General features: G+C 36.3%; 24 protein-coding genes. 14 read left to right on the forward strand and 10 right to left on the reverse strand.

The window, feature by feature from the left end; genetic code table 11:
• Positions 1–32: 32 nt before the first annotated feature.
• Genes U9M49_RS14815 through U9M49_RS14825 form a run of 3 tightly spaced genes read right to left on the reverse strand, consistent with a single transcriptional unit; the run spans position 33 to position 3046 of the window.
• Complete coding sequence (locus tag U9M49_RS14815; protein ID WP_322910053.1) at positions 33–1382, reverse strand: MFS transporter; 1350 nt, start codon at positions 1380–1382, stop codon at positions 33–35.
• A gap of 3 nt (positions 1383–1385) precedes the next feature.
• Positions 1386–2576, reverse strand: a complete 1191-nt coding sequence (locus U9M49_RS14820; protein WP_322910054.1) for a hypothetical protein — start codon at positions 2574–2576, stop codon at positions 1386–1388.
• 2 nt (positions 2577–2578) lie between these two features.
• Positions 2579–3046: an RNA polymerase sigma factor gene (locus U9M49_RS14825; protein WP_233435280.1), complete on the reverse strand. Its 468-nt coding sequence runs from the start codon at positions 3044–3046 to the stop codon at positions 2579–2581.
• Positions 3047–3597: 551 nt separating this feature from the next.
• Between U9M49_RS14825 and U9M49_RS14830 the strand changes: the two genes are divergently transcribed.
• From U9M49_RS14830 to U9M49_RS14845, 4 genes are all read left to right on the forward strand, one after another.
• Complete coding sequence (locus U9M49_RS14830) at positions 3598–4323, forward strand: (Fe-S)-binding protein (protein ID WP_095370057.1); 726 nt, start codon at positions 3598–3600, stop codon at positions 4321–4323.
• Positions 4324–4333: 10 nt separating this feature from the next.
• Positions 4334–5770: a LutB/LldF family L-lactate oxidation iron-sulfur protein gene (locus U9M49_RS14835; RefSeq protein WP_095370056.1), complete on the forward strand. Its 1437-nt coding sequence runs from the start codon at positions 4334–4336 to the stop codon at positions 5768–5770.
• Positions 5760–6470 (forward strand): lactate utilization protein C, encoded by a 711-nt coding sequence (locus tag U9M49_RS14840; RefSeq protein ID WP_322910055.1) that lies wholly within the window; start codon positions 5760–5762, stop codon positions 6468–6470. Before U9M49_RS14835 ends, U9M49_RS14840 begins: the two co-directional genes overlap by 11 nt.
• 400 nt (positions 6471–6870) lie before the next feature.
• A complete protein-coding gene (locus U9M49_RS14845; protein WP_095370054.1) occupies positions 6871–7842 on the forward strand; it encodes a proline dehydrogenase family protein in 972 nt (323 codons plus the stop codon).
• 102 nt (positions 7843–7944) lie between these two features.
• On the opposite strand, the gene U9M49_RS14850 is transcribed toward U9M49_RS14845, so the two are convergent.
• Entirely contained in the window at positions 7945–8421 is a 477-nt protein-coding gene (locus U9M49_RS14850) for a glutathione peroxidase (RefSeq protein ID WP_307318038.1), read from the reverse strand.
• A gap of 49 nt (positions 8422–8470) precedes the next feature.
• Positions 8471–9187 (reverse strand): FadR/GntR family transcriptional regulator, encoded by a 717-nt coding sequence (locus U9M49_RS14855; protein WP_233435279.1) that lies wholly within the window; start codon positions 9185–9187, stop codon positions 8471–8473.
• A 175-nt stretch (positions 9188–9362) separates the two neighbouring features.
• On the opposite strand from U9M49_RS14855, the gene U9M49_RS14860 reads away from it, so the two are divergent.
• Both U9M49_RS14860 and U9M49_RS14865 read left to right on the forward strand, forming a co-directional pair.
• Positions 9363–10778, forward strand: coding sequence for an FAD-binding oxidoreductase (locus U9M49_RS14860; protein ID WP_322910056.1), 1416 nt, complete (start codon positions 9363–9365; stop codon positions 10776–10778).
• Positions 10779–11744, forward strand: a complete 966-nt coding sequence (locus U9M49_RS14865) for a bile acid:sodium symporter family protein (protein WP_307318035.1) — start codon at positions 10779–10781, stop codon at positions 11742–11744.
• 57 nt (positions 11745–11801) lie between these two features.
• On the opposite strand, the gene U9M49_RS14870 is transcribed toward U9M49_RS14865, so the two are convergent.
• Both U9M49_RS14870 and U9M49_RS14875 read right to left on the reverse strand, forming a co-directional pair.
• On the reverse strand, positions 11802–12089 hold the full coding sequence (locus tag U9M49_RS14870; RefSeq protein ID WP_224935623.1) for a YxcD family protein: 288 nt from the start codon (positions 12087–12089) through the stop codon (positions 11802–11804).
• Positions 12077–12526: a hypothetical protein gene (locus U9M49_RS14875; protein WP_095370049.1), complete on the reverse strand. Its 450-nt coding sequence runs from the start codon at positions 12524–12526 to the stop codon at positions 12077–12079. The genes U9M49_RS14870 and U9M49_RS14875 overlap by 13 nt, the downstream gene beginning before the upstream one ends.
• 211 nt (positions 12527–12737) lie before the next feature.
• On the opposite strand from U9M49_RS14875, the gene kynU reads away from it, so the two are divergent.
• The 7 genes from kynU (at position 12738) to U9M49_RS14910 (ending at position 19028) form a co-directional block, all read left to right on the forward strand.
• Positions 12738–13979 carry a kynureninase gene (gene kynU / locus U9M49_RS14880; protein WP_322910076.1) on the forward strand — a complete coding sequence of 414 codons (1242 nt, stop codon included), beginning with the start codon at positions 12738–12740 and terminating at the stop codon, positions 13977–13979.
• Positions 13979–14617, forward strand: a complete 639-nt coding sequence (gene kynB, locus U9M49_RS14885) for an arylformamidase (RefSeq protein ID WP_095370048.1) — start codon at positions 13979–13981, stop codon at positions 14615–14617. Before kynU ends, kynB begins: the two co-directional genes overlap by 1 nt.
• A complete protein-coding gene (kynA, locus tag U9M49_RS14890) occupies positions 14617–15465 on the forward strand; it encodes a tryptophan 2,3-dioxygenase (protein WP_322910057.1) in 849 nt (282 codons plus the stop codon). The genes kynB and kynA overlap by 1 nt, the downstream gene beginning before the upstream one ends.
• A gap of 287 nt (positions 15466–15752) precedes the next feature.
• Entirely contained in the window at positions 15753–16274 is a 522-nt protein-coding gene (locus U9M49_RS14895) for a signal peptidase I (RefSeq protein ID WP_322910077.1), read from the forward strand.
• The gene (locus U9M49_RS14900) at positions 16271–17167 is read left to right on the forward strand and encodes a hypothetical protein (RefSeq protein WP_180316991.1); all 897 of its coding nucleotides are present in this window, start codon (positions 16271–16273) and stop codon (positions 17165–17167) included. Before U9M49_RS14895 ends, U9M49_RS14900 begins: the two co-directional genes overlap by 4 nt.
• A 135-nt stretch (positions 17168–17302) precedes the next feature.
• Entirely contained in the window at positions 17303–17725 is a 423-nt protein-coding gene (locus U9M49_RS14905; protein ID WP_322910058.1) for a GNAT family N-acetyltransferase, read from the forward strand.
• 238 nt (positions 17726–17963) lie between these two features.
• On the forward strand, positions 17964–19028 hold the full coding sequence (locus tag U9M49_RS14910; RefSeq protein WP_307318029.1) for a C45 family autoproteolytic acyltransferase/hydolase: 1065 nt from the start codon (positions 17964–17966) through the stop codon (positions 19026–19028).
• 87 nt (positions 19029–19115) lie between these two features.
• Here the strand turns inward: U9M49_RS14910 and U9M49_RS14915 are convergent, their stop codons facing one another.
• Together U9M49_RS14915 and U9M49_RS14920 are read right to left on the reverse strand one after the other, a co-directional pair.
• Entirely contained in the window at positions 19116–20450 is a 1335-nt protein-coding gene (locus U9M49_RS14915) for an ABC transporter permease (protein ID WP_307318028.1), read from the reverse strand.
• Positions 20447–21136, reverse strand: a complete 690-nt coding sequence (locus U9M49_RS14920; RefSeq protein ID WP_095370041.1) for an ABC transporter ATP-binding protein — start codon at positions 21134–21136, stop codon at positions 20447–20449. The genes U9M49_RS14915 and U9M49_RS14920 overlap by 4 nt, the downstream gene beginning before the upstream one ends.
• A gap of 183 nt (positions 21137–21319) precedes the next feature.
• Here U9M49_RS14920 and hemG point away from each other — a divergent pair, with 183 nt between their 5' ends.
• A complete protein-coding gene (gene hemG / locus U9M49_RS14925; RefSeq protein WP_095370040.1) occupies positions 21320–22705 on the forward strand; it encodes a protoporphyrinogen oxidase in 1386 nt (461 codons plus the stop codon).
• 27 nt (positions 22706–22732) lie between these two features.
• Here hemG and U9M49_RS14930 read toward each other — a convergent pair whose 3' ends face one another.
• A complete protein-coding gene (locus U9M49_RS14930; RefSeq protein ID WP_307318024.1) occupies positions 22733–24406 on the reverse strand; it encodes a BCCT family transporter in 1674 nt (557 codons plus the stop codon).
• Positions 24407–24670: the final 264 nt, after the last annotated feature.

Consider the following 24670-nt stretch of genomic DNA (forward strand, 5'->3'; position numbering starts at 1 on the left):
TTTAAGTAGAAGCTAGGTACACATAGTTGTACCTAGCTTTTATTACTTTTAACAAATGTGTAAATAGCTGTCTTTTTATTCATGAGAAAAGGTAAAAAAGTTAAAATAATAAGAGATAAGCCACTTACTAAGAATATATTTTGAATCCCAAAAAGGTGAATAAGATAGGCTCCCCCAAGAGGAGAGATGAAAATCGTCGAACTTGTTAATGACTGATAAATACCAGCAATGGAACTCACTTCGTCTTCCTGTGGAATTGTTTGTATACAATAGTTAGTAATAATAATAGAAATGCCAGTTCCTATTCCGCACAAGAAACCAAGGAGGAGAATATAGCTAAGGGAAAAGCCCTTTTCTAAAAAACCAAGGCCAGTAAACCCTAAACCAAGACTAAGAAGGGCTAAACTAAGCCATCTCTCTAAGCGCACAAACCTTTCTTTTTTACTAATGATATAGATTGTTAATACTGAACCGCATCCAATGCTTGCAATCAATAATGTCATATATGCAGGTTTTGTTGGCGCAACTAGTTGAAATAGCGCAGGGAATTGTGCATCAACTAATTGGATAATGAACATTCCTACTATATTTAATGATAAGACAATCATTAAAGTTGGAGCACGATATAAACTTTTCCAACTGTTTTTCCATTGATTTAAAAATGTATTGTCAACTGTTTCACGCGGTGATTGTGTATACTTTGCTTTTGTTTGTATGATTTTTCTTAAAGAAAATAATAAACAAGCAGAAATCATAAAAGCGAATGCGTTAAATAGTAGTAAATGTTTTGCAGGTAATAAGGTGAGTAATGCACCACCTATTAATGGTGCAATGATTTTTGCTGCTTGATTCACACCTCCATTCCAAGAAACGGCCTTTAGTTTTAAATGAGCTGGAATGAGCTCATGAACTAAACCTTGTTGAGCAGGAAAGTGAACAGTACCGACAAAAGATCGAAGTGCCAATAAAATGAGTGCTAACCAAGGAGTGTTTGCAAAGAATAGCAAAATTGTAAAGAAAACCGTTACTAAATCAGCACATCCCATAAGGATAATTTTATTGCGCTTTTGTACAAAGATGCCAGAAAATTGAGAAAATAAAACTTGTGGTAAAGCATAAGCAATGGGTATGAAAGCAAGTAGAAAAGAACTCGTTTGCCATACATATCCAAATAGGACCATAATTGCTACCATATCAAACCATTGACCAATCATTGATAGACAATAAGAGATAAATAACCTACTGTATCCTCTGATTTCCCATATGGAACGCGCAACTTCTTGTGGTTGCCATGATGAAGGGAACTGCCGAGTGCGAGTTTCCACTGTACTCAGCAATTCTTCTATTTTGATTTTCGCTATTTCAAGAGTATAATGATCCATGGTTTATAAAACAAGTTCGCCAATATTAGTTGCTATTTGCTCATCATGATCTTGTAAAACATGTATTTCACCTTTAAAAGATTGACTGATCTTTTTCTTTAATATCACTTTTGTTGTTTCATCTACAACTAAAATATCCCCTGCTAAAATAATTTCTGAGATATGGTCAATATCTGCATGAGTTAACGTGTCATTTATTGTTAGTTGATCTTGTATGATTATTGTTGTTTGTGGATCTAACTGCTTAAAGTTAGTCGAAAACCATGTCTCCTCTTTTACTGCTATATAGTTTTTAACATAAACAAAAACTTCATTTTCGAGATTGGCTAATTTTTCAAAAAGAATATCTTCTGTACCTTCTGGGCACAAGATATAAGATAAAGAATGAATAGAAGAGAATGCTTCATTCAATCCTTCTCTAGTTATAGTTGAATCAATAAATATAGGTTTAGTTGTATAAATCGATTGTTGTTTATATCTCTTAATATTATGTTTATTTAAATGGGTTTGAGTTGAGAGTACTTGATAGCCTTTTGGGATAATGTTTTGGTTACCGTTAATACTTAATTTTCCTGAGATTAAAGGTTGTTGAAAATCATAATAACGAATCGTACCGTTAATATCTAACCTCGCGATCTTTTCCTTCAATAATGTTAAATCAACATGCTCATCAATTGTTATTATCCCGTTTACTAATAGATTTGTGCCTTCACGTAACCCTTCTAAATATCCTGTTGTTAAATGAAGGTTTCCATTTTCTAATTTAGGTTCTGGCCCTTCATAACTGACTAATGTACCATTTGTTGTTAATAATTTGGATTGAATAGCGCCGTTCAAGTGAGATGGAGAGTAGATGATACCGTTGACAATAAATGTGATGTTTTTTTGCAGAAGTTCTTCTAGTGTGACATCTACATTCACAATGACTGCTCCATTGATAAACACCGTTTCATTGTCATCTACAATTTTTAAATAAGCAGAATCAACCTTGTAGACACCGTTAGCCATTTTCACATTCTTCTCTACCATAATGGTTTGGCCAATATTTTTTACATTTAATTTTGGCACGAGGTATGCATTCTTTTGTGAATAGACGAGTAACCCTACATTATTAATCTTTTCTATTTCTTGAATGCTTTCCTCAGTTGCTTGGATAAGATTTAAAACCCCGACATTACTATATTTTTTTCCCATTATTATTGTTCCTCCTCTAAGATCTTTCGTAGTTTTTTCATTGCTTTTGCTAAATGATACCTAACAGTTGAAGCTGATAAACCAAGCTTTATAGCAATTTCATCACTTTTTAAACCAATCCAGTATTTTTTGAAAATGATATCACTTTCAATAGCTGATAATTGACTAAGTAACTCTACCGTTTCAATTGAGGTTTTCATAAAGGTAGGTAAAATTACTTCTTCATTTTGGTCAATATTCATTTCTCGTTTGAATTTTCTCCGCTGATCAATCAATTGATTTTTCATGACACGGTAAAACCAAGCTTTTTGCTTATATTTTGGCCAAGAAGACAAATCATCTAAATGCATGGCCTTTTCTAAAGCTTGTTGGATCAAATCCTGTGCTTCATGCTCATCATAAGCAATAGACGAAGCAAATTTATATAAATCATCCCGCAATGATATATAAATAGATTGCAATACAATCACCTTTATTCCATGGAAAAGTAGTTTTTCTTCTCAGCTTCATATAGATAACGAAATAGATGCTACAAATGTTGGTGGAGTATAAAAAAATTTTGAGAAAAGTGCAATTTCAAACAACAGATTTAGAAAAATGGCCTCAGCAACAATGTGAAATATAGGCATTTCATAAGAAGTGAATAGGATAATGTATGGCTCACTCACTCTAGCTGAAATGCTGGCACGCTTCCCGTAGAATCCACGTAACTGCAGGATTATCTCTGTCTTTCTCAACTGGAAAGTACAAAATGAAAGCTTTAGAAAAATGGGTTTTGCCGGTCTCCCTTCATTTTGTACATTCCTAAGTAATGAATGATATACATCGTTCTCTTCACCTTTACAATGGCTCCTTCATCTAGCTTACCATTGGAAACGTTCTTTTTACCTTAAAAGATACATCTTTTATTCGTCTTATGAATAGAACGTATTAATATTTAGAATTTAATAAATATACAAACAATGGTACGATAGATAGTAGTTATCTGATTATTTATTAGCGCGATAAGGGGGTTTTTAAGATGAAGGTTTCACTTTTTGCTACCTGTTTAGTCGATATGTTTAACAGTAAAGCAGGGGTAGCAACTGTAGAATTATTAGAAAGGCTTGGCTGTGAGGTGGATTTTCCTGAAAATCAAGTATGTTGTGGTCAACCATCTTACAATAGTGGTTACGTAAAAGAATCAAGGGATGCAATGAAAAGGATGATAGAAACCTTTAGTCATTCTGAATATGTAGTTTGTCCATCTGGTTCATGTGCCTATATGTTTCATGAATATGAGCATATATTTAAAGACGATCCACATTGGGGGCCACAAGCGAAAAAATTAGCTAAAAAAACGTATGAATTAACAGAGTTTATCGTTGATGTGTTAAAAGTTGAGGATGTAGGCGCAAGCTATCAGGCGAAAGCTACTTATCACACTTCCTGTCATATGACACGATTGTTAGGTGTAAAAGAAGCGCCGATGAAATTATTATCACATGTAAAGGGATTAGAGTTTACAGAATTGCCAAATAAAAGTCAATGCTGTGGATTTGGTGGAACATTTTCTGTAAAGATGGGGGCCATCTCAGAGCAAATGGTAGATGAAAAAGTAGCCCATATTAATGAAACAGGAGCAGAGCTTTTAATTGGCGCTGACGGTGGCTGTTTAATGAATATTGGCGGTCGAATTGATAGAGTGGGCGAACCAGTGAAAGTGATGCATATTGCTGAAGTATTAAATAGTAGAACAGAAAGATAGGGTGATTGATATGCCAATGAGGATTGGAAATGAGCAATTTACTGATCGAGTAGCGTCTGGTTTAGAAAATCGCTTTATGAGAGGGGCGGTTTCAGGGGCGCAAGATCGCTTGGAAGTGCGTAGACAGGATGCAGCAAATGAATTAGGCGATTGGGAAGAATGGCGAGCACATGGGGAAGAAATTAGACAACATGTATTAGAAAATCTAGATTATTATCTGTTTCAACTAAGTGAAAATGTAGAAAAGTTAGGTGGACATGTTTTTTTCGCGCAAACACCAGAAGAGGCTAATGATTACATTAAAGGTGTAATTAAGAAGAAAAATGCTAAGAAAGTAGTAAAGTCGAAGTCAATGGTGACAGAAGAAATCGATCTCAATCATCATTTGGAATCGGTTGGGTGTGAGGTCATTGAAACAGATCTAGGTGAATATATTTTGCAAATCGATGATCATGACCTTCCATCACATATTGTTGCTCCAGCACTACACAAAAATAAAGAACAAGTAAGAGATGTGTTTACCAGGAAATTAGGTTACCAGGGGACAGATAGACCGGAGGAATTAACACAACATGCTAGGAAAATGCTAAGAAATGAATATTTAACAGCAGATATAGGTATAACTGGATGTAATTTTGCCGTCGCTGAAACAGGTTCAATCTGCCTCGTAACGAATGAAGGAAATGCCGACTTATCAACTTCTTTGCCCGATACACAAATAACTGTTATGGGAATGGAGAGACTTGTGCCATCGTTTACAGAATTAGAAGTATTAGTAGGAATGCTTTCTCGTAGTGCAGTCGGACAGAAATTACCAAGTTATGTTACCGTTTTAAGTGGCCCAAAAGAAGAGGGAGCAGTGGATGGCCCAGAAGAGTTTCATTTAGTTATTGTTGATAATGGTCGTTCAAATATTTTAGGTGGAGAATTCCAATCGATCCTCCAATGTATACGTTGTGCCGCTTGTGTAAATGTATGTCCCGTTTACCGTCATGTAGGCGGACATTCATACGGTTCTATCTACTCAGGTCCAGTTGGTGCAGTACTTTCTCCATTACTCGGTGGTTATGAAGAATATAAAGAACTTCCTTATGCTTCCACATTGTGCGGGGCGTGTACTGAGGTTTGTCCGGTGAAAATACCATTGCATGACCTTCTTCATAAACATAGGCAAGTCATTGTTGAAAAAGAAGGAAAAGCCCCCATTTCTGAAAAGTTAGCGATGAAAGCTTTTGGTCTTGGAGCAGCTTCTCCTGCTTTATATAAAATGGGTGGGAAATTTGCCTCAAAGGCTGTTGGGCCATTTTCTGATGGGACAAAGCTAACAAAAGGTGTCGGTCCATTAAAGGCGTGGACGGAAATCCGTGATTTTCCTGCTCCGCAAAAGGAAAGATTCCGTGACTGGTTTAAACAAAGGGGCAAGGAGGAAAAGAATCATGGCGATTGAAAATAGAGATATATTTCTTAAGAAAATTGCAGCACGATTAGGAAAAGAAGAAGTGAGGAAGAAGATAGAAAAACCCGAGTGGAAATATGCCCCACAAAAGCGGGTGTTAAAGGGGGCATCGCAGTCCGAATTAATTTCGGTCTTAAAGAACCAATGCAAATTAATTCACACGGACTTGATTGAAACAAATCTATCAAACTTGCCGCAAACATTAGAAGACCGAGTGTCAGATTACGGCGGTGAATCCATCGTAACTTGGCGTGATAGTAGATTAAAAGCATGGGGAGTAACAGCCAAGCTTGATGAATTGCATAAGCAAGGGGTAGCGTACTATGAATGGAATCATGAAGTTGAAGTAGAAAATATAGCAATAGCTGAAAAAGCAAACATCGGATTAACGATTAGCGAGATTACCCTTGCAGAATCGGGAACTGTCGTATTATTTAGTGATAAATACAAAGGCAGGACAGTCAGCTTCTTACCGGAAAAATCAATTATACTTGTACCTAGAAGTTCTATCGTACCGAGAATGACACAAGCAGCTGCCTATATCCGGGAAAAAATAAAAGAAACAGAAGTAATTCCTAGTTGTATTAACTTTATAACTGGACCAAGTAATTCTGCTGATATTGAAATGAACTTAGTCGTCGGTGTACATGGACCCATAAATGCAACATATATTATTATCTCTGATTTATAAGGTTACTGAGGAACAAGGGAATATGCGAAATGAGAATCCGAACAAATACTAGGGAATAGTGTTTGTTCGTTTTTTTTATGGAATTGATCATTTTTCTTCATTCGGTTGTTTGTTATGATTTTCGTCAATGCGCTTCCCTAGATTTCGTCCCACGCAATTATCATACATAAATACAACTATTAGAAATGGACATATTTTTATCTTCTTTTCCGCCTTTATTTATTTTTTAAATATAATTTTTTGGTTTGTTTCCTTTCTTTTAGTGGTACAGTTATTTTAAAGAAAGAAATCATTGTTTCTTCTTAAATATAGGAAAAAAATAATTATTCGCAAAATAATTTTTATTGCTAATTTATGATATAATGACCATGTAAAAATTAATAGACAAGGAGTAATCGCTATGCTGAAAGATCTATTTATAGGCTTATCTCAAAATCAATTTTTAAATAGTGCAGCAAAAAAATATGGTTTAAAACTGGGTGCTCAAAGTGTCGTTGCGGGTACAAATATTGAAGAAGCGATTGTTAAGATTAAAGAATTAAATGCCCATGGTATCGCATGTACAGTCGATAATCTAGGGGAATTTGTTAATCAAAAAGAGGATGCGACTGCAGCAAAAGAACAAATCTTAGCAGTTGTTGAAGCGATTCATGAGCATGAAGTCGATGCTCATATTTCGTTAAAACCATCTCAATTAGGTTTAGACATTGATTACTCCTTTTGTTTGGAGAACTTAAAAGAAATAGTAAGTAAGGCTCATGAATATGGCATCTTTATCAATTTTGATATGGAGGATCATGGCCGTTTACAACCTTCATTTGATTTATTGGATGAATTATCAAAAAGTTATGATAATATAGGGACTGTTATCCAGGCCTATTTTTATAGAGCAATAGAAGATATAGAAAAATATAAAAATTATCGTTTGCGTATTGTAAAAGGTGCATATAAAGAACCAGCTGAAGTTGCGTATACTGCGAAGGAAGAGATTGATAGCAACTATATTAAACTAATAGAATATCATTTGTTACATGGTAAATTCACGTCGATTGCAACACATGATCATCATGTAATTAATCATGTGAAGAAATTTGTAAAGGAACATGATATTCCAAATGATCAATTTGAATTCCAGATGTTATATGGATTCAGGAAAGAAATGCAATTAGAGCTTGCGAAAGAAGGCTACAACTTTACCACATATATTCCGTTTGGTGATGACTGGTACGGTTATTACATGCGACGTCTCGCAGAAAGACCACAAAACATCAATCTCGTTGCAAAACAAGTATTTAATAAAAAGACAAATACTATTCTTGGCGTTGCTGCTGGTGCATTCTTACTCGGTAGATTATCTAAAAAGAAAAAATAAACTGATATAATAAAAGGTTCCGAATGGGGGCCTTTTTTTTGATCATAGAAAATAGAACATAAGGAAACTCCTATATTTAATAGGGGATTCCTTATGTTAATTTTAGAGCAATTTTTCAATGTCACTCGTTAATTTTTCCGGTTCGGTTGTTGGTGCGTATCTGTCGTATACTTCCCCATTCCGGTCAATAAGAAACTTGGTGAAATTCCATTTAATATTCTTTGAAAGTACACCTTTCTTCTCTTCTTTTAAATAAGAAAACAGTGGTTCTGTGTTATCACCGTTTACATCTATCTTTGCAAACATTGGAAAGGAGACACCATAATTCACTTGACAAAACTCTGTTGTTTCATCGATATTAGCGAATTCCTGGTTGTTAAATTGAGCACATGGAAAACCAAGGATGACAAAGCCTTTATCTTTATATTTTTCATATAGCTCTTGCAATCCTTCAAACTGAGGAGTAAGGCCGCACTTACTGGCAGTATTAACGATTAGGATTACTTTTCCTGCAAAATCTTTTAACTGTTCTGTATGACCATTTGTTTTTTTTACTTCAAAGTCATAAATAGTTTTCATTATTATTCCTCCAAACATCAAGTAGGTTTATTTTAGCCGACTTTATTATTTATAAGTAGGATTCTGCTTGTTCATTGAAAAGCATTGATTCGCTTAATTCTTTTCTTACCCTATTAATATGGTTACTCATTAATTGCCGCGCTTCATTCCCATTTCCTGATGCAATTGCTAAATAAATATCACGGTGCTCTTCCATAGTAGATTTTTCCCGTTTATTGTCTTCTGCAAACCGGTTTGACCTCGTTACTTTTATAGTATTTTTCATATGTTCAGTAAGGTTAGTCATGAGTTTGATAAATATAGAATGGTGTGACGCATAAACGATATGTAAGTGAAATTGAAAATCCGCGTGGATGCCGTCTTCGGGCGTGGATGCCGTTTCCATCGCTAAAAGCGAATGGCGGATATTGGCTATATCTGTTGATGTCGCTCTAGATGATGCCAAACCAGCACACTCCACTTCTAAAACTTTTCGTAAATCTAACATTTCATATATATTTGTCTTTGGATTAGCAGAAAGGATAGGTGCTTCAGAAGTTAAACAATCAACTGATCTAATGTATGTTCCACTACCTTGCCGAATCTCTAAGACACCTTTCATTTCTAAAATTTTCAATGCTTCTCTAATTGATGTTCTGCTAGAGGAAAAGAGAGTTGCAAGTACTCTTTCAGGGGGGAGGCGATCTCCTGATGATAGTTGTTGATTGATAATATATCCTTCTAATTGTTCTGTAATAATCATATGTATTTTTTTCTTTTGCGACATGATTTCCACTCCCTTTCATATCATCATACAAAAAAAGGGAAAATGCAGCAATTTTAAATTTTTAATTATTGATTTTTTTGAATTTTCTTGTACAATGAGAACATGTTAGACCAATTTTCTCAAAATTCAATAATTGGTCTGTACAATTTTGATTTGTAAGGAGAGAGACTAAACAATGAAAACAACAGAGGGCAGTCAAACGAATAATCAAGAATTAGTAAGCGCTTTATTGAGTTTTTTAACAGATGAACAAGTATCTATTAATGAAACCATTCTTGACTTACATAGTAAAGATGAATCCTATCATAAAGGTAGTCATCCTGATATTGTTGTTTATCCCAAAAATGCTAGTGAAGTAAGTCAAATTATACAAAAGGCGGGAGAATTCCAAACGCCCATTATTCCTTTCGGGGTTGGTTCGAGTTTAGAGGGACATGTCATTCCTTACAAAAAGGGAATAACGATGAATTTTACTGAAATGAATAGAATTTTAGAAGTTAAGGAAGAAGACTTTTTAGTAAAAGTTCAACCTGGTGTGACACGTTCGCAACTAAATAAAGAGTTAAAAAAATACGGTTTGTTTTTCCCTGTTGACCCAGGTGCTGATGCTACATTAGGCGGGATGGCAGCAACCAATGCAAGTGGAACCACTTCAGTTAAATATGGTGTAATGAGAGATCAAGTACTAGATTTAGAAGTGGTTTTAGCTAATGGGGAGATCATACATACCGGTAGTTTAGCCGCCAAATCTTCTTCTGGCTATCATTTAAATGGACTATTTGTCGGGTCAGAAGGGACTTTAGGCTGCTTTACTGAGTTGACGTTAAAAGTGTACGGTATTCCAGAATTCCAAATGGCTGGTAGAGCAACCTTTCCTACAATTGATGATGCAGTTGGTGCTGTAGTTGGTATCCTACAAGCTGGCATTCCGATTGGCAGAGTTGAATTGGTAGATGAAGCTTCAATTAATCAAGTGAATCTTTTTAGTGAGACTAATTACGAGATTAAGCCAACGCTATTTTTAGAATTTCATGGTAATGAAGCAGGGCTTCAACAAGATATAGAATTCATGAGAGAAATTGTAGCTGATTTCCATTGTCAAGATATAACATTTGAAACAGATACGGCTGCTCGTAACCTTTTATGGGATGCAAGACATAATTTAGCCTACGCTTATGTACACGGTTATCCAGGAAAGAAAATGATGGTAACAGACGTATGTGTACCGATCTCAGAATTAGCGGGTGCCGTTACTTATGCAAGAAAATGCCTAGATGAGATTAATTTAATTGGTGGCCTGACGGGACATGTAGGAGACGGAAACTTCCATTCGCTTGTGATGATTGATTTGAATAATGAAGAAGAAGTAAACAAAGCTAAACATTTCAATGAACAACTTGTCTTGTATGCTTTAGAAAAGGGTGGCACTTGTACTGGCGAACATGGTGTTGGGGTAGGAAAGATGAAATATCAAGAACAAGAGCATGGGAAGGCATTAGAAGTGATGAGGAACATTAAGAATGTCTTAGATCCAAATCACATCTTAAACCCAAATAAGGTTATTCCTTTTAATTCAGAGGGGGAGAGTTAATTGAAGATTCTGGAAACCGTTAGTAATCTCGCAGGAAAGTATTTTGCTTTTCTTGTTATTATTGCTGCAGTTGTGGCTTATCTCTATCCACCGTTATTCGTAGTCTTCGGTGGATATATCACCTTGTTACTTGGCGTAGTCATGTTCGGTATGGGTTTAACATTAAAACCGGTAGACTTTAAATTAGTATTTTCTCACCCACTCCCAGTTTTACTGGGCTTTGTAGCACAATTTACAATAATGCCTTTGACAGCTTTCGCTATTGCCTACCTTATGCAATTACCGGCAGAATTAGCAGCGGGATTAGTATTATTAGGGTCAGTCCCGGGTGGTACAGCATCTAATGTCATGGTGTATTTAGCAAAAGGAAATGTACCCTTATCGATAACAATGACATCGTTATCCACTTTGATTGCACCAATAGCTACACCGCTCATACTTTTAGCTCTAGCAGGTCAATGGATGCCCGTTGATGCGTGGAGTATGTTTGTATCAATTGTTCAAGTAATTATCGTTCCTATTATACTTGGTTTAGTAGTGAAGAGAATATTCCCGGTTATCGTAGAAAAAAGTATAAACGTTGTTCCACTTATTTCTGTTACAGCAATCATTATTATCGTTACCGCTGTTGTAGGAGGGAATGCTGAGAAAATTGCTTCTTCTGGGCTTTCTGTCTTTATTGCGGTGATGCTCCATAATGCAGCAGGTTTACTATTAGGATACATGGCTGGCGTGCTTTTCAAAATGGATGAAGGTACGAGAAGAGCGATTGCTATTGAGGTGGGCATGCAAAACTCAGGGTTAGGTGTTTCGTTAGCAACTGCTCACTTTGGTCCAGTTGCCGCTATTCCAAGTGCTTTAGGCGCTGTTTGGCATAATATATCGGGTCCTATTTTAGCTACGTACTGGTCAAAAAAACCAGCAAAAGAAAAAGAAGTAATCACTAAACAAACAAAGGTGATTTAACTTATATACCAATAATAAAAGAGCATCCTTTACGGATGCTCTTTTTACAAAACTTGTTTATTGTACAACAGCGATAATTCCTTGCTCATCGTCGAGTACGAGGTTTATACCTGCATATGGATCGCGATTAAGAAATTCATCTAACCATAATCTTAATGCTTCGATCATATTCGCTGTAATCAAGACTTGCTTGCGGCCGCCAACATGAGATTCGGCAGAGAAACCATAATCGTCATCATACATGAGCTCAATTTCGACTTCTTCTAGCTTCACTTGTTTTTTACGAGAAATGTACACACATAATGCATTGACAATATCTTGTTCAGGAATAATTAATTGTTCCATGGATTTGGTTCCTGTTTTTTCTTTTTATCTTTAATCATCGTAAAGATTTTACGAATAATCATAATGACAAAGACGATAGCTAAAACATTGACAAGTAAACCAAGAATACTACCTAACATACCCATATTTCCAAACAGGCCACCAAATAATAATCCCGCTAGTCCACCTAACATAAGTCCTTTCATTAATCCGCCAGAAAAGAAACCACCATTATTCTTTTGTTGTTGATTTGTTGCTGTGTTGTTTTTTTGTTGCTGATTATTTTGAACGTTCGATTGGTTATTATTGTTTGTCGTGCTTTTATTAAAGTTTACACCTTTTTTACCTGATTTATAAGATTTCGCCTCAACAGTTGAAACCTGGTCTTGGAAGATTGTTGTTCCTACTGGTGAAAAGACAAGTGCTGCAGTAAGTATAGCTGCAAAAATTTTCTTCATTATCTATAGTTCCCCCTAATAGTGTATTACTACTTATTATATCAAAATAGGTTAACAATTTGTAAGCAAAATTAGATTGTGCGTTTTTTGACATAAATGATTTAAACGGTTATTCATTGCAAAGATGAAAGAAGTTAGCTATAATTTTCGCGATATAGATAATTTTCAGAAAGGTTGTGTTTGCTTGAACAGATACTCACTTGCGTTTGCAATGGAGAAAGACCAACAAGATCAACTGGCAAAATATCGTAAGGAATTTTACCTGAGAGACGATTTAATATATCTAGATGGAAACTCTTTAGGGTTATTATCTAAAAGAGCTGAAAAATCACTAAATGAAGTAATTCAATCATGGAAGGAATACGCAATTGATGGTTGGACCGAGGGAGGGGCTCCGTGGTATTATATGGCCGAAACAATTGGGGAAAGCTTGGCCAAGCTCGTAGGAGCTAAGAAAGCAGAAGTTATCGCATCTAATTCTACGACAGTTAATTTGCATCAAATATTAGCTACCTTTTTCCAACCAAAAGAAGGTAAAAATAAGATTATCGCGGATGAGCTAAACTTTCCGTCTGATATTTATGCGATCAAAAGTCATCTTCGTATAAGAGGCTATTCAGAGGAACAATTTATTAGTATTCAAAGTAGAGATGGTCAATTTATTCGCGAAGAAGATATTATTGCAGCGATGAATGAAGAAATTGCACTCATTATTTTACCTAGTGTATTGTATCGAAGTGGACAAATTCTCCAAATGAAAAGGTTAGTCGAAGAAGCTCATAAAAGAGACATACTAATTGGCTTTGATTTATGTCATTCCATTGGAGCCATTCCCCATTCATTAACAGAATGGAATGTTGACTTTGCCTTTTGGTGCAATTATAAACATCTAAATGGTGGACCTGGTGCTGTAGGTGGTTTATATATCAATGAATGTCATCATGGAACAGCTCCTGGCTTAGCTGGCTGGTTTGGTTCTCATAAACAGAAGCAATTTGACATGGAACATGAGATGACTGTAGCAGATGACGCAAGTGCATATCAAATGGGCACGCCACAAATTTTAAGTATGGCACCATTATTGGGAGCGCTTTCTATGTTTGATGAAGTTGGGATTAATGCTATTAGGCAAAAGTCTTTGCAATTAACAGATTATATGATGGACTTAATTCACTATGAATTAAAACCTTTTGCCTTTCAACTATACAACCGCACGGATGAGAGTAGAGGGGCACATCTTTTACTTGGGCATAAAGAGGCTGCGAGAATTTGCAAAGCTTTAAAGGAGGAAGGTGTTATTCCTGATTTTCGCATGCCAGATGGAATCCGTTTAGCACCTGTGTCCTTATATAATTCGTTTGAAGATGTATGGCGTGCAATAAACATATTGAAGAAAATCATGGAAGAGGAAACATATAAAAAGTTCGAAAATATACGAGGAGTGATTGCCTGATGGGACATTGGATAGATATTTCTCAGCCACTGCACAATGGGATGGCACATTGGCCAGGAGATGAAGCTTTTTCTTTTAACTTATCTGCAACGAGAGAAGAGACTGGTTCGGTTAATATTGGTCAACTGTCTACAAGTATACATATCGGTACCCATGTAGATGCACCGTTTCATTTTATAGAAGATGGTAAAAAGACAAATGAATTAGATATTAATTTGTATATTGGTAGAGCTAAACTGATTGATTTATCAGGTGAAGAAAGAATCACAACCGCCTTATTAGACCAATTCCCATTACAGAATGTAAAGCGACTATTAATCAAAACGAGTAGTGAGCCTAAGCCAAAGCATTTTCCAACAAGGGTCCCTGTCATCAGTGAAGATGTCCCGTTATATTTAAAAAAATGTGGGGTGGAACTGATTGGTGTTGATTTTCCGTCAGTGGATGAATTGGATAGTAAAGCATTACCTATTCACCATAAGCTCCATCAACATAATATTCATATACTAGAAAATATCGTTGTTCATGATATTGTACAGGGAGACTATGAACTGATTGCTCTTCCACTAAGAATTGAAGGCGGGGATGGCAGTCCAGTAAGAGCAGTAATAAGAAAATTAGAAGGAGGGGGTGCATGATGACAAATAAACAGGGGCAGCCCCCGTTTGAGAATGAAAATGGGATACATACCGCATTCGATGAGAATATGACATATGGTGAATACTTGCAACTAGATCAAGTACTGGGCGCGCAAAAAAGGTTGTCTGGTCACCATGATGAGATGTTGTTTATTATTATTCATCAAGTATCTGAATTATGGATGAAACTTATCTTACATGAAATTCAATCAAGTATTGCAGCCATTGAAGCTGATGACTTGTCGACAGCACAAAAATGCTTATCTAGGGTAACGAAAACACAATCTCAAATTATACAGGCTTGGGACGTTCTATCTACTCTCACACCATCTGAGTATATCGCGTTTCGACCTTTCCTCGGCCAAGCTTCAGGCTTTCAATCTTATCAATATCGTATGATAGAATTCGCACTAGGGTATAAAACACCGCATGTGCTAAAAATCTATCAAAAAGATGCTGACTTGAAAGAAGAGTTGTTGAAATCATATGCAGCAAAAAGTCTCTATGATGTCAGTATCCATTGTTTACAGCGTAATGGATTAACAATTGATGAGACGATACTTTGTAGAGATGTAGAAGATACTTATGAATATAATGAATCGGTTAAAGAAGCATGGAAATCGGTGTATTTAAATAACGAGAAGTATTGGGAGCTCTATGAATTAGCAGAGAAACTAGTAGATATTGAGGATTCGTTTCAACAATGGAGATTTAGGCATATGAAAACAGTAGAGAGAATAATAGGCTTCAAGAAAGGTACAGGTGGCTCATCTGGCGTCGGTTATCTAAAGAAAGTCATTGATCAACAGTTCTTCCCTGAGTTATGGATGATTAGAACAGAATTATAAATGAATAAATAGTAATAGTCCAAAAAGCCCTCTATATCATTTGAAGACAGGGGCTTTTTTCTACTTTTATAGCAAATTGTTACGTAAACGAATGATAAGATAGGAATAATAAATCATTAGGTAAAAAGTAGTGGTTTGTTACAGGTTTTGATTTTTATACTTAAATTTCTGAATATTTAGGTATTTACTCTCTTGTCATATTTTCCTAATATTACTATATTTATTCTTAATTGAAGAACAATTGAAACGAGAAGGGAGGAGGAAGTATTCGAAAGGTCATTTCGGTCATTGGTAATAGTTTATTTGTCCTTCTCATTTTATTAGGTGTTCTTTCTTTATACACGCTAATCACTAGTGACCAAAATCAAGAAAAGCCACCATCTCTATTTGGGAGAAGTCTTCTTATTGTATTAACAGGAAGCATGGAGCCGAGTATCTCACCAGGTGATGTTGTTGTGGTTAAACAATCTACGTTTAATCAAATCAACGAAAATGATGTGATTACATACCGAAATGGGGCAGACTTTGTCACTCACAGAGTAACTGAAGTAGCTAAGGATGAATCTGGCTCATTTTTTAAGACGAAAGGCGATGCAAATAATACTGAGGATGAGACGAAGATACGGTCTGAACATCTAACAGGTAAAGTAGAATGGGTGTTGCCGAAAGTAGGCTCTATTGCTGAATTCTTGATCAGTCCAATTGGTTTAAGTTTGATGTTTTTCATTGTTCTTGCCATTATTTTTTCAGACAAGCTATTTAAAAGGAACAAAAAAATCATAAATGAATTTGAGGGGGAGAAGAGTTGAAAACAAAATTATCGTTAAGTTCATTGGCATTATTATTAATTGCTACAGCTATTTTTGGGACAGTTGCTTATTTTTCTAAAAGCTTTACGAGTACAGGAAACACAGTTCAAGCTGCAAAATTTAATGTGAACGCAGTGAATGAAAGCGGTGAGACAATTGGGGATGGACAATTCTCCTTAGGTGAGAATTTTTACCCAGGGATGGATCCTGTCAAAGTTTATGCTTTTGAAATTCAAAAAAATGATACGAAGGTGCCCGTTGAGTATCAAGTAGATTTAATTCCATCGGGTAAATTATTCCCTGCCAATGGCAATTCGCCAATTGTTTTGTCATTAGAAAGAAAAGTGAATGGGGAGTGGAAGGAAATCGATCATACTTCAACATTTAAACCGACAGTGGATAACGAGCAATTTCGTATTTTCGCAAGGTGGCCACATGGTGATAATGATATTAACTTCCAAGGGAAAACAGGAAATTTAAAACTGAAAGTTGTCGCTACTCAAGTAGATGAAGAGGAAGGACCTCCGTATTATACTGGTTCAATCGCTTTTAAGGCAACACCTTCAGGGGATATCAGAACAACAGCAAATAAAGAAGTGAATTTTTATAAAAATGACCAAGGTAATAAGGTCATTGAAGTGAAAATGGGAGAAGGTAATGGGGACTTCGAGAAAAAGGTCGGTAATTTTACAATAACAGAATCACAAGAGGGTGGCAATACATGGTATAAAGTCGTGACAGATCATGAATATTACGCTGGACCAAAAGTTTGGAAATTAACAGCGGATCGTGTCAATACTTCTCAGGCTGGTGTAATCGATTTTAGAAAAGATACGAATGTTTACCTAACTATTGAATCGCAACAGTTATACAAATGGTTTACTTCAAACTAATACTGAAGGCAGGATAACCAGGGTTACTGTAGAATAGTTAGTTGAGAGAGTAAGAAAGGGGCAAGTTGTTTGTTATTATATGAATCAATATATATCTTCTTTTCAGCCTAATCTAACGAGAAAAGGGGTTAAAGAATGATATATACGAGTAATCTACAAGATATAACGATAGACATGCTATCAGGTTTTTTTGTGGGATGGGGGAATTATCCGCAACCGAAAACGCATCTATACCTAATGCACAATAGCTATAAAGCGATTGTGGCCATTGATGAAACGAACGATAGAGTCGTAGGCTTTATTACAGCTATCAGTGATGGTGTGATCTCGGCATACATTCCGCTGCTAGAAGTACGACCAGACTATCAACAGCAAGGTATTGGAGAAACACTTGTAAAGAGGATGCTACAGGAACTGAGCGATATTTATATGATTGACTTATCTTGTGATGATGATTTAGTTCCGTACTATGAAAGATTCGCCATGACGAAGGGAAATAGCATGATTATACGCAATTATGAGAGGCAGTCTGGGAGAAATATTAATAAAACGATATAAAGAAGTTCTTGCATTAAAACGGGCAAATGCTATTTCAATAGCTTTGTTCGTTTTTTTTTTGTATTGGCAAAAGAATGAAATGGAAGGAGTTTACATTAATGATTATGAACACAACAAGTAGAATATTAGTTGAAAAGTTAATGGTTTCCTGCTTTTTAATTTGCACTGGCGAGTTGTCTTTATTTTCCGAAGGACTTCCAGTATGCTTATGTTGAGAGCAACTGTGAGGAGGATACATATGAAGAAAATCTATAGTGATATTATTCAATTTAGAGGCAATCATTATGATTATGGTTTCTTGCAAGGGGAGTTATTAAAGGACTCATTGTCCGTGAAAAATAGAGAAGACCAGTGGAAGGTAAGGAAGCCACGCTTTACTATCAATGTAGAAGAGGCAAAGTCGATGATTACACACTTTGCTCCAGGTGTTTGGGATGAACTAATGGGTTTACAAGAGGCATTAGAATGGCCAATAGAGCGGGTATTACAAGAATACGGTGGCTATCGCGTGAATCATCATAAATCAGGCTGTTCTATATATATAGGTGAGGATTATTTAATCCGCAATTATGATTATCATCCCAAAACATATGAAGGGCGATATACACTATTCCAACCGACTGATGGAATGGGCTATAGTATGATTGGTCCATCGCAACGAGTAACAGGGCGAATGGATGGTATGAATGAGTGTGGTTTAGCAATGGGCTATAACTTTATGAATAGAAGAAGACCAGGTGATGGTTTTATTTGTTGTATGATTGGCAGACTTATTTTAGAGTCATGTCAAGATGTTGAAGAAGCAGTTGCGATGTTAAAAGAAATTCCTCATCGTCATTCCTTTACTTATGTTGTTCATGATAAGAAGGGAAGAAGTGCGGCAGTGGAAACCACCCCAAGAGAAGTGACAGTGCGTGAAACTCTATCCTGTACAAACCATTTTGAGAAACTCTTATCAGAAAACCGTCATCAATTAGCAGATTCAAAGCGTCGTTTAGCTGTTATGGAAGAAAATCGCGCAGCAATGAGTAGTCCAGAGCAAGCTTTTCAATTGATGAATGGTATAGGTAAAGGTGTATTTTCTGATTTGTATGGAAGCTGGGCGGGGACTATTCATACATCTGTATATTTTCCGCGTAGCCTAAAAGTATGGATGGCATTGGGAGGAAATCAACAACCTTATGAGATTGACTTTGCTTCTTGGCTATTAGGAAAAGAGTTATCAATCGAGAGAATGACTGGTAAAGTGGACACGGATATTCCTTTTCTTCACATGGATGAAGGGGCGAATTGGTTTAAGTGAAATGATAAAAAAAGAAAAAGCCAGTTGTGCAAATGAAGAAATGCTCAAAACTGGCTTTAGGGTGGCCTGTTATGGTACTGATTTTGATTATAATTCTCTTCTCATCGCCTTAAGAACATCCACTTTTGTTGCTCTCTTTGCAGGGCGGAGACCTGAGAATACGGTAACGAGTAAACAAATACCGACACTAATAAGGGTCAGTGACCAAGGGATATATGACAATAATAGTCCTTCTGGAGCTGCCTCATCAAATGCTGTTTGAATAATAAATGGTACAGATAAATTGACTAGGAAGCTGACACCATAAGCAACAATCGTCCCAAAGATGGCGCCTAATAAGCCGATATAAGTACTCTCTAATAAAAAGATATTTTTAATTGTACGTGGATGTGCACCAATCGCTTTCATAATTCCGATATCCGGTGCCCTTTCCGTTACAGCCATTGTCATCGTATTGTATATACCAATAGATGCAATAATCAATGCAATCGTACCAATAAAGATAAGGCCGATTTTCATAATAAGGAAGATGACATTCATTTGTTTCATTTCATTGGCAATCGAATAAATCATATAGCCTTTATCTTCAAGAGTCTTGTTAATTCCTTCTACTTCTTGAACGTTATTTGCGTATACTTTTACATAATCATAGACGTCTTCCGATTGTTTGGCGTCAAGTTCGCCGCCTTCGTACATTTCAGTGGCACCGCGCATAACGCCAGTGAATTGTTCAACTTCTTGTAAGATTTCTTCGGAAATAAAGACATGTGCTTCATATGCCCAATCGCGAGCAGGCTTTTCAGCGATTCCTACAATTTTAACAGAAATGGTTTTCTTCGTTTCTTTCCCATCTGTTAATTTAATGACTTCCATGTCCATTTCTTTATTTAGCAAGTCATCAGTATAGACATAGTCCTCGTTGATATTTCCTTCATCATCGTACAATTTCTCAGGGTTAGCACCGTTTTTAATTAAGCTGTCAGTAAAGTGATAACCGACAACAACTTCATTCTCCCCCTCAGGTAAGCGCCCAGAGGCGAGCTTGAAGTCTGCTTTAATCTCTGATGGAAAGTGTGTGACGATGGCATTCGTATTAGATGTATAGTCATCTAGTTGGAAGAAAGGCATCTGCGCCAATTCATTCCTGCGGGTAACGGCTTCCACTCCGTCCATTTCTTCAAAATAAGTAATATCTTCATTTGTTAGTCCTTGTGAATCTTCTTTCCCGTATATCTCCACTTGGGTAACCAATTGGTTTTGCATCATATCAGAAATAATCGATTTATGAAGTCCGAAGCCGACAGAGGCAAGTACAATTAAGAATGCAACACCAATCGCAGTAGCAAGTACTGTCATAAATAACCTAGATTTATTTTTCTTTAAATTTTGTCTAACGAACTTAAACTGATCTTTAAATGTCATTTCCCTACTTCCTCCAATACATGACCGTCAACAATTTCTATTGTGCGATGACCGAACTCGGCAACCTCTTCATCATGAGTAATGATAAGAAAAGTAATCCCTAATTCTTCATTTAATTGTTTAATGAAAGCGAGTAAGCTTTTCTCGGTGTCACTATCTAGGCTACCCGTTGGTTCATCAGCAAGAATAAGAGGTGGATTCACTACAAGTGCACGAGCAATACTGACCCGTTGTTGTTGTCCGCCTGATAATTCGCTTGGGTAATGGTCCTTGAACTCTGCTAGTCCAACACGCTCAAGTGTCTCTAACGTTTTTTGTTTACGTTCCTTTTCATTCATCCCTTTAAAAGTTAACGGCAATTCAACATTTTGGAATGCTGTCATACTTGGAATCAATTGAAAGTTTTGAAAGATAAAACCGATATGCTGAAGTCTAAAGGAGGCAAACTCTCCTTCAGAAAGCTCCGTCACAGTTTGATTATTAATCTTAACTTCACCATCCGTTGGTTTAATAAATCCGCTAATAATATTTAGTAAAGTTGATTTTCCAGATCCGCTTTTACCTACAATGGATACAATTTCTCCTTTGTTAATTTGGAATGATACATCCTTCAGAACAGGTATGACCGTTTTCTTCTCTTTTTTACCTATTTCAAAAGAATGATAAATCTTATTTACCTCAATCATGCATTTTCCCACCTTTTCTTTTGAATACAACTTAATAGACGTAAGTGAAATGAAGTATCCCTACATATTTATCAAAAAAATCTTTTTTAAATGCAAAAGTCATTCAATTGTTGATAGAGATTGAGTTGAAGTAGTGATGTTGTGATAAACTATTATCATTGAGAAAAAGTTGAGGTGTACGTAATGGAAACGGTGTTGATCGTCGGTGGTGGCATAAATGGTCTGTCAGCTGCCCATGAACTACAAAAATGGAAAAACGCAAACAATCGCGACATTCGCATTATATTAACAGAAGCACAAAATCATCTAGGTGGAAAAATTAAAACCGTTGAAGCGGATGGATTTATGATGGAAACGGGCGCTGATTCTATTGTCTCAAGGAAAGTAATGGGTAGAGAAATCTTTTCAGAACTGAATTTAAGTGATGAGGTCGTTTATAACGGGACAGGTCGCTCTTATTTATTTACCGATGGCGAGATAAAGCCCATCCCAGTTGATGCTGTATTTGGTATACCGACAAGTATCGAGTCATTGGCTAAAACTACATTAGTCTCTGCTGAAGGTAAAGTTCGAGCATTAAAAGACGTTTATCACCATAAGAATCCATTTACAGTTGAAGATAGTATTGGTGACTTTCTTACCTATTATTTTGGCGAGGAATTAGTAGAGAAGCAGATTGCTCCAGTATTATCGGGTGTTTATTCTGGAAAACTACAAGATTTGACGATTTCATCTACCTTACCAGCTGTTTTCGAATATAAAAAGAAATACGGAAGCATTATCATGGGGTTCAATGATCATAAGGAGAAATATCAGAGTAGCGGTGAAAGGAAGTTCCTCTCTTTCAAAAATGGTCTTTCAACAATTATTGACGCATATGAAAAATCTCTTGGGGCAGTGGAAATCAAAAAAGGATACGAGGCACAATCAATACAAAAAGTGAAGCAACATTATAAGGTGAGTTTTTCAAATGGTGAAGTGATGAAAGCAGATCATATTGTCTTGAGCACTCCACATCAAGTTGCGCAACAATTACTTGATGACGCAGCATTGAATCAGTATTTTTCTAACATGAAAAACAGCTCACTCATTAGTGTTTACATAGGATTCGATGTTCCTGATGCGGTCTTACCCAAAGATGGAACTGGCTTTATTACATCAAGCAATAATGAGCTACACTGTAATGCTTGTACATGGACGAGTAGAAAATGGAAACATACGTCTAAAAGTGGGAATCTGCTTGTCCGTCTCTTCTACAAAAGTAGCCACCCTTCATTCGCTAGCGTGAAGGATATGGAAGATACAGGATTACTTGATCTTGCAAGAGAAGATTTACAGAAAAGCTTAAAACTAACAGCTGAACCCATTGTATGGGAAATAACAAAATGGAATGAATTAATGCCTACTTATACACTGGACCACCCGCATTTAATCAAAGGAATTGAACAAACGCTTATAGAAAAATATCCTGGCGTGTATATAGCAGGAAGTTCTTACTATGGTTCAGGGATTCCGGATTGTATGGAGAATGGTATTGAAGTGGCTAGAAGAATAACAGCTACATTGTGAAGAACTAAAAAAACAAGAGGGGGGAGGTTATTCCTCCTTCTTGTTATTTAGTTCTTCCATTTTTTCTTTCTTTTTCTTTTTTAAGCGTTTTTTCTCTTCTTCCATTTTACTCTCAATCCAACGTTTTTCATCTTTTAGTTCTTGTTTGATTAATTGTTTTTGTAACCTTCTTGACATTAGTTTATCTTTGGTTGCGCCTGAAAGCTCTAGTTCTCTTTTTACTTGCTGCAGTTCTTTGATTAAAGATATCGTCATGAGGATCATTACGAACGAAAATGGGAAGGCAGCAATAATCATTGTATTTTGTAGTGCTTGTAGGCCACCAGAATAGAGCAATACAGTGGCGATGGCTGATAGTAAGACACCCCATATGAGTTTATTACGATTCGTCGGATTTAACACACCTTTAACTGATTGCATCCCCAACACAACAGTAGCGGAGTCACCTGATGTAATAAAGAAAATAGCAATCAAGATAAGAGAGAGGACAGAGGTAATAAAACTAATCGGCATCTCTGCTAATGTTCCAAATAGCATTTGCTCTGTAGTCATTGAAGCCAAATCAGCTATCCCTGTCATTTGCATATCGATAGCAGTACCTCCTAAGAAAGCGAACCAAATAAATGTAACAATGGTAGGTACAAGCAATACTCCAATAGTAAATTCACGTATGGTCCTTCCTCTAGATACTCTTGCTATAAATGTGCCGACATACGGTGACCATGCCATCCACCATGCCCAATAAAAAATCGTCCAATTGTTAATCCACTCTCTGCTTTGCTCATTATTGGGTGTTAATCTAAAACTCATCTCTGGCAGTCGTTGTATATATTTTCCAATCGTGTCTGTGAACAAATTTAAGGAATAAACAGTTGAACCAAAAACAATAAAAAAGAGTAGGAGTACGAGCGCAAGTATCATATTGACATTGGATAAGAGTTTGATACCTTTATCAATCCCAGTGGTGGCTGAGATTAAGAAAATGACTGTAATAATGATAATAATCACTAATTGAATGAGAAAAGAATTAGGGATATTCCAAATGTAAGAGATCCCGCCATTAATTTGACTAGCACCAAAACCAAGAGTAGTGGCGATTCCCGCAACAGTGGCAATAATACCGATAATATCTATTAGTTTTCCTAACGGACCATCGGTATTTTTCATAATAGGAGATAGTGTAGAGCTAATTGAACCATCTCCCCCTCGACGAAAATTGAAAAATGCAAGACAAAGAGCAATAATGACGTATATACTCCAACCATGAATACCCCAATGAAAATAGACATACCTTAAAGCATCCATTGCTGCTTGATCGGTACCCGTTTGCCCTGTAGGAGAGTCAATTGCGAAATGAGAAATCGGTTCTGCTGTTCCCCAGAAAAGGAGTCCTGTACCCATCCCGGCACTAAATAAAAGGGCAAACCAAGTAGGATAACTATATTCTGGTTTTTCATCTGACTTCCCCAGTTTTAATTTCCCATAAGGGCTAACAATTAAAAATAAGCAAACACAGACAAAAACCGTGACTATGATTAAATAATACCAGCCAAAAGTAGAGGTGATGGCTGACTGAATAGCAGCTGTATAGTTTTCCATCACTTTTGGAGCGAATGCACCGATAAAAATTAAAACGAGTAAAATACCAACTGACCAATAAAAGACGGCCCCGAATTTCTGATGTTTAGTTTCATTATTCACTGTCATATACCACCTTTTTTATTGTCAAAGCGTAACTCCGGATGATTAAATGGAAGATCCCTACTGTAATTCTTTTACCTTTTCTAGTGTTTCGAATTAATATAAATATTATGTACACTTATCATGTGAAAAATGGTAAGGAATACTGCAGTGATAGGAAGTGTTTGTTCTTTTATGCGACCGTAGTTAACCTATCCAAACAGAGCAATAAATGACAGGAGTAAATAAATGATTCGGTATACAATCGAACCGAAGGAGAAGAGA

The sequence above is a fragment of the Cytobacillus sp. OWB-43 genome, from assembly GCF_034651445.1.
Classification (GTDB): domain Bacteria; phylum Bacillota; class Bacilli; order Bacillales; family Cytobacillaceae; genus Cytobacillus; species Cytobacillus kochii.

Excerpts from the sequence above, each read along its gene's own strand:
- U9M49_RS14815 (WP_322910053.1), bottom strand. The coding sequence starts at position 1,382 with ATGGATCATTATACTCTTGAAATAGCGAAAATCAAAATAGAAGAATTG.
- U9M49_RS14820 (WP_322910054.1), bottom strand. The coding sequence starts at position 2,576 with ATGGGAAAAAAATATAGTAATGTCGGGGTTTTAAATCTTATCCAAGCA.
- U9M49_RS14830 (WP_095370057.1), top strand. The coding sequence starts at position 3,598 with ATGAAGGTTTCACTTTTTGCTACCTGTTTAGTCGATATGTTTAACAGT.
- U9M49_RS14835 (WP_095370056.1), top strand. The coding sequence starts at position 4,334 with ATGCCAATGAGGATTGGAAATGAGCAATTTACTGATCGAGTAGCGTCT.
- U9M49_RS14840 (WP_322910055.1), top strand. The coding sequence starts at position 5,760 with ATGGCGATTGAAAATAGAGATATATTTCTTAAGAAAATTGCAGCACGA.
- U9M49_RS14845 (WP_095370054.1), top strand. The coding sequence starts at position 6,871 with ATGCTGAAAGATCTATTTATAGGCTTATCTCAAAATCAATTTTTAAAT.
- U9M49_RS14850 (WP_307318038.1), bottom strand. The coding sequence starts at position 8,421 with ATGAAAACTATTTATGACTTTGAAGTAAAAAAAACAAATGGTCATACA.
- U9M49_RS14855 (WP_233435279.1), bottom strand. The coding sequence starts at position 9,187 with ATGTCGCAAAAGAAAAAAATACATATGATTATTACAGAACAATTAGAA.
- U9M49_RS14860 (WP_322910056.1), top strand. The coding sequence starts at position 9,363 with ATGAAAACAACAGAGGGCAGTCAAACGAATAATCAAGAATTAGTAAGC.
- U9M49_RS14870 (WP_224935623.1), bottom strand. The coding sequence starts at position 12,089 with ATGGAACAATTAATTATTCCTGAACAAGATATTGTCAATGCATTATGT.
- U9M49_RS14875 (WP_095370049.1), bottom strand. The coding sequence starts at position 12,526 with ATGAAGAAAATTTTTGCAGCTATACTTACTGCAGCACTTGTCTTTTCA.
- kynU (WP_322910076.1), top strand. The coding sequence starts at position 12,738 with ATGGAGAAAGACCAACAAGATCAACTGGCAAAATATCGTAAGGAATTT.
- kynB (WP_095370048.1), top strand. The coding sequence starts at position 13,979 with ATGGGACATTGGATAGATATTTCTCAGCCACTGCACAATGGGATGGCA.
- kynA (WP_322910057.1), top strand. The coding sequence starts at position 14,617 with ATGACAAATAAACAGGGGCAGCCCCCGTTTGAGAATGAAAATGGGATA.
- U9M49_RS14905 (WP_322910058.1), top strand. The coding sequence starts at position 17,303 with ATGATATATACGAGTAATCTACAAGATATAACGATAGACATGCTATCA.
- U9M49_RS14910 (WP_307318029.1), top strand. The coding sequence starts at position 17,964 with ATGAAGAAAATCTATAGTGATATTATTCAATTTAGAGGCAATCATTAT.
- U9M49_RS14915 (WP_307318028.1), bottom strand. The coding sequence starts at position 20,450 with ATGACATTTAAAGATCAGTTTAAGTTCGTTAGACAAAATTTAAAGAAA.
- U9M49_RS14920 (WP_095370041.1), bottom strand. The coding sequence starts at position 21,136 with ATGATTGAGGTAAATAAGATTTATCATTCTTTTGAAATAGGTAAAAAA.
- hemG (WP_095370040.1), top strand. The coding sequence starts at position 21,320 with ATGGAAACGGTGTTGATCGTCGGTGGTGGCATAAATGGTCTGTCAGCT.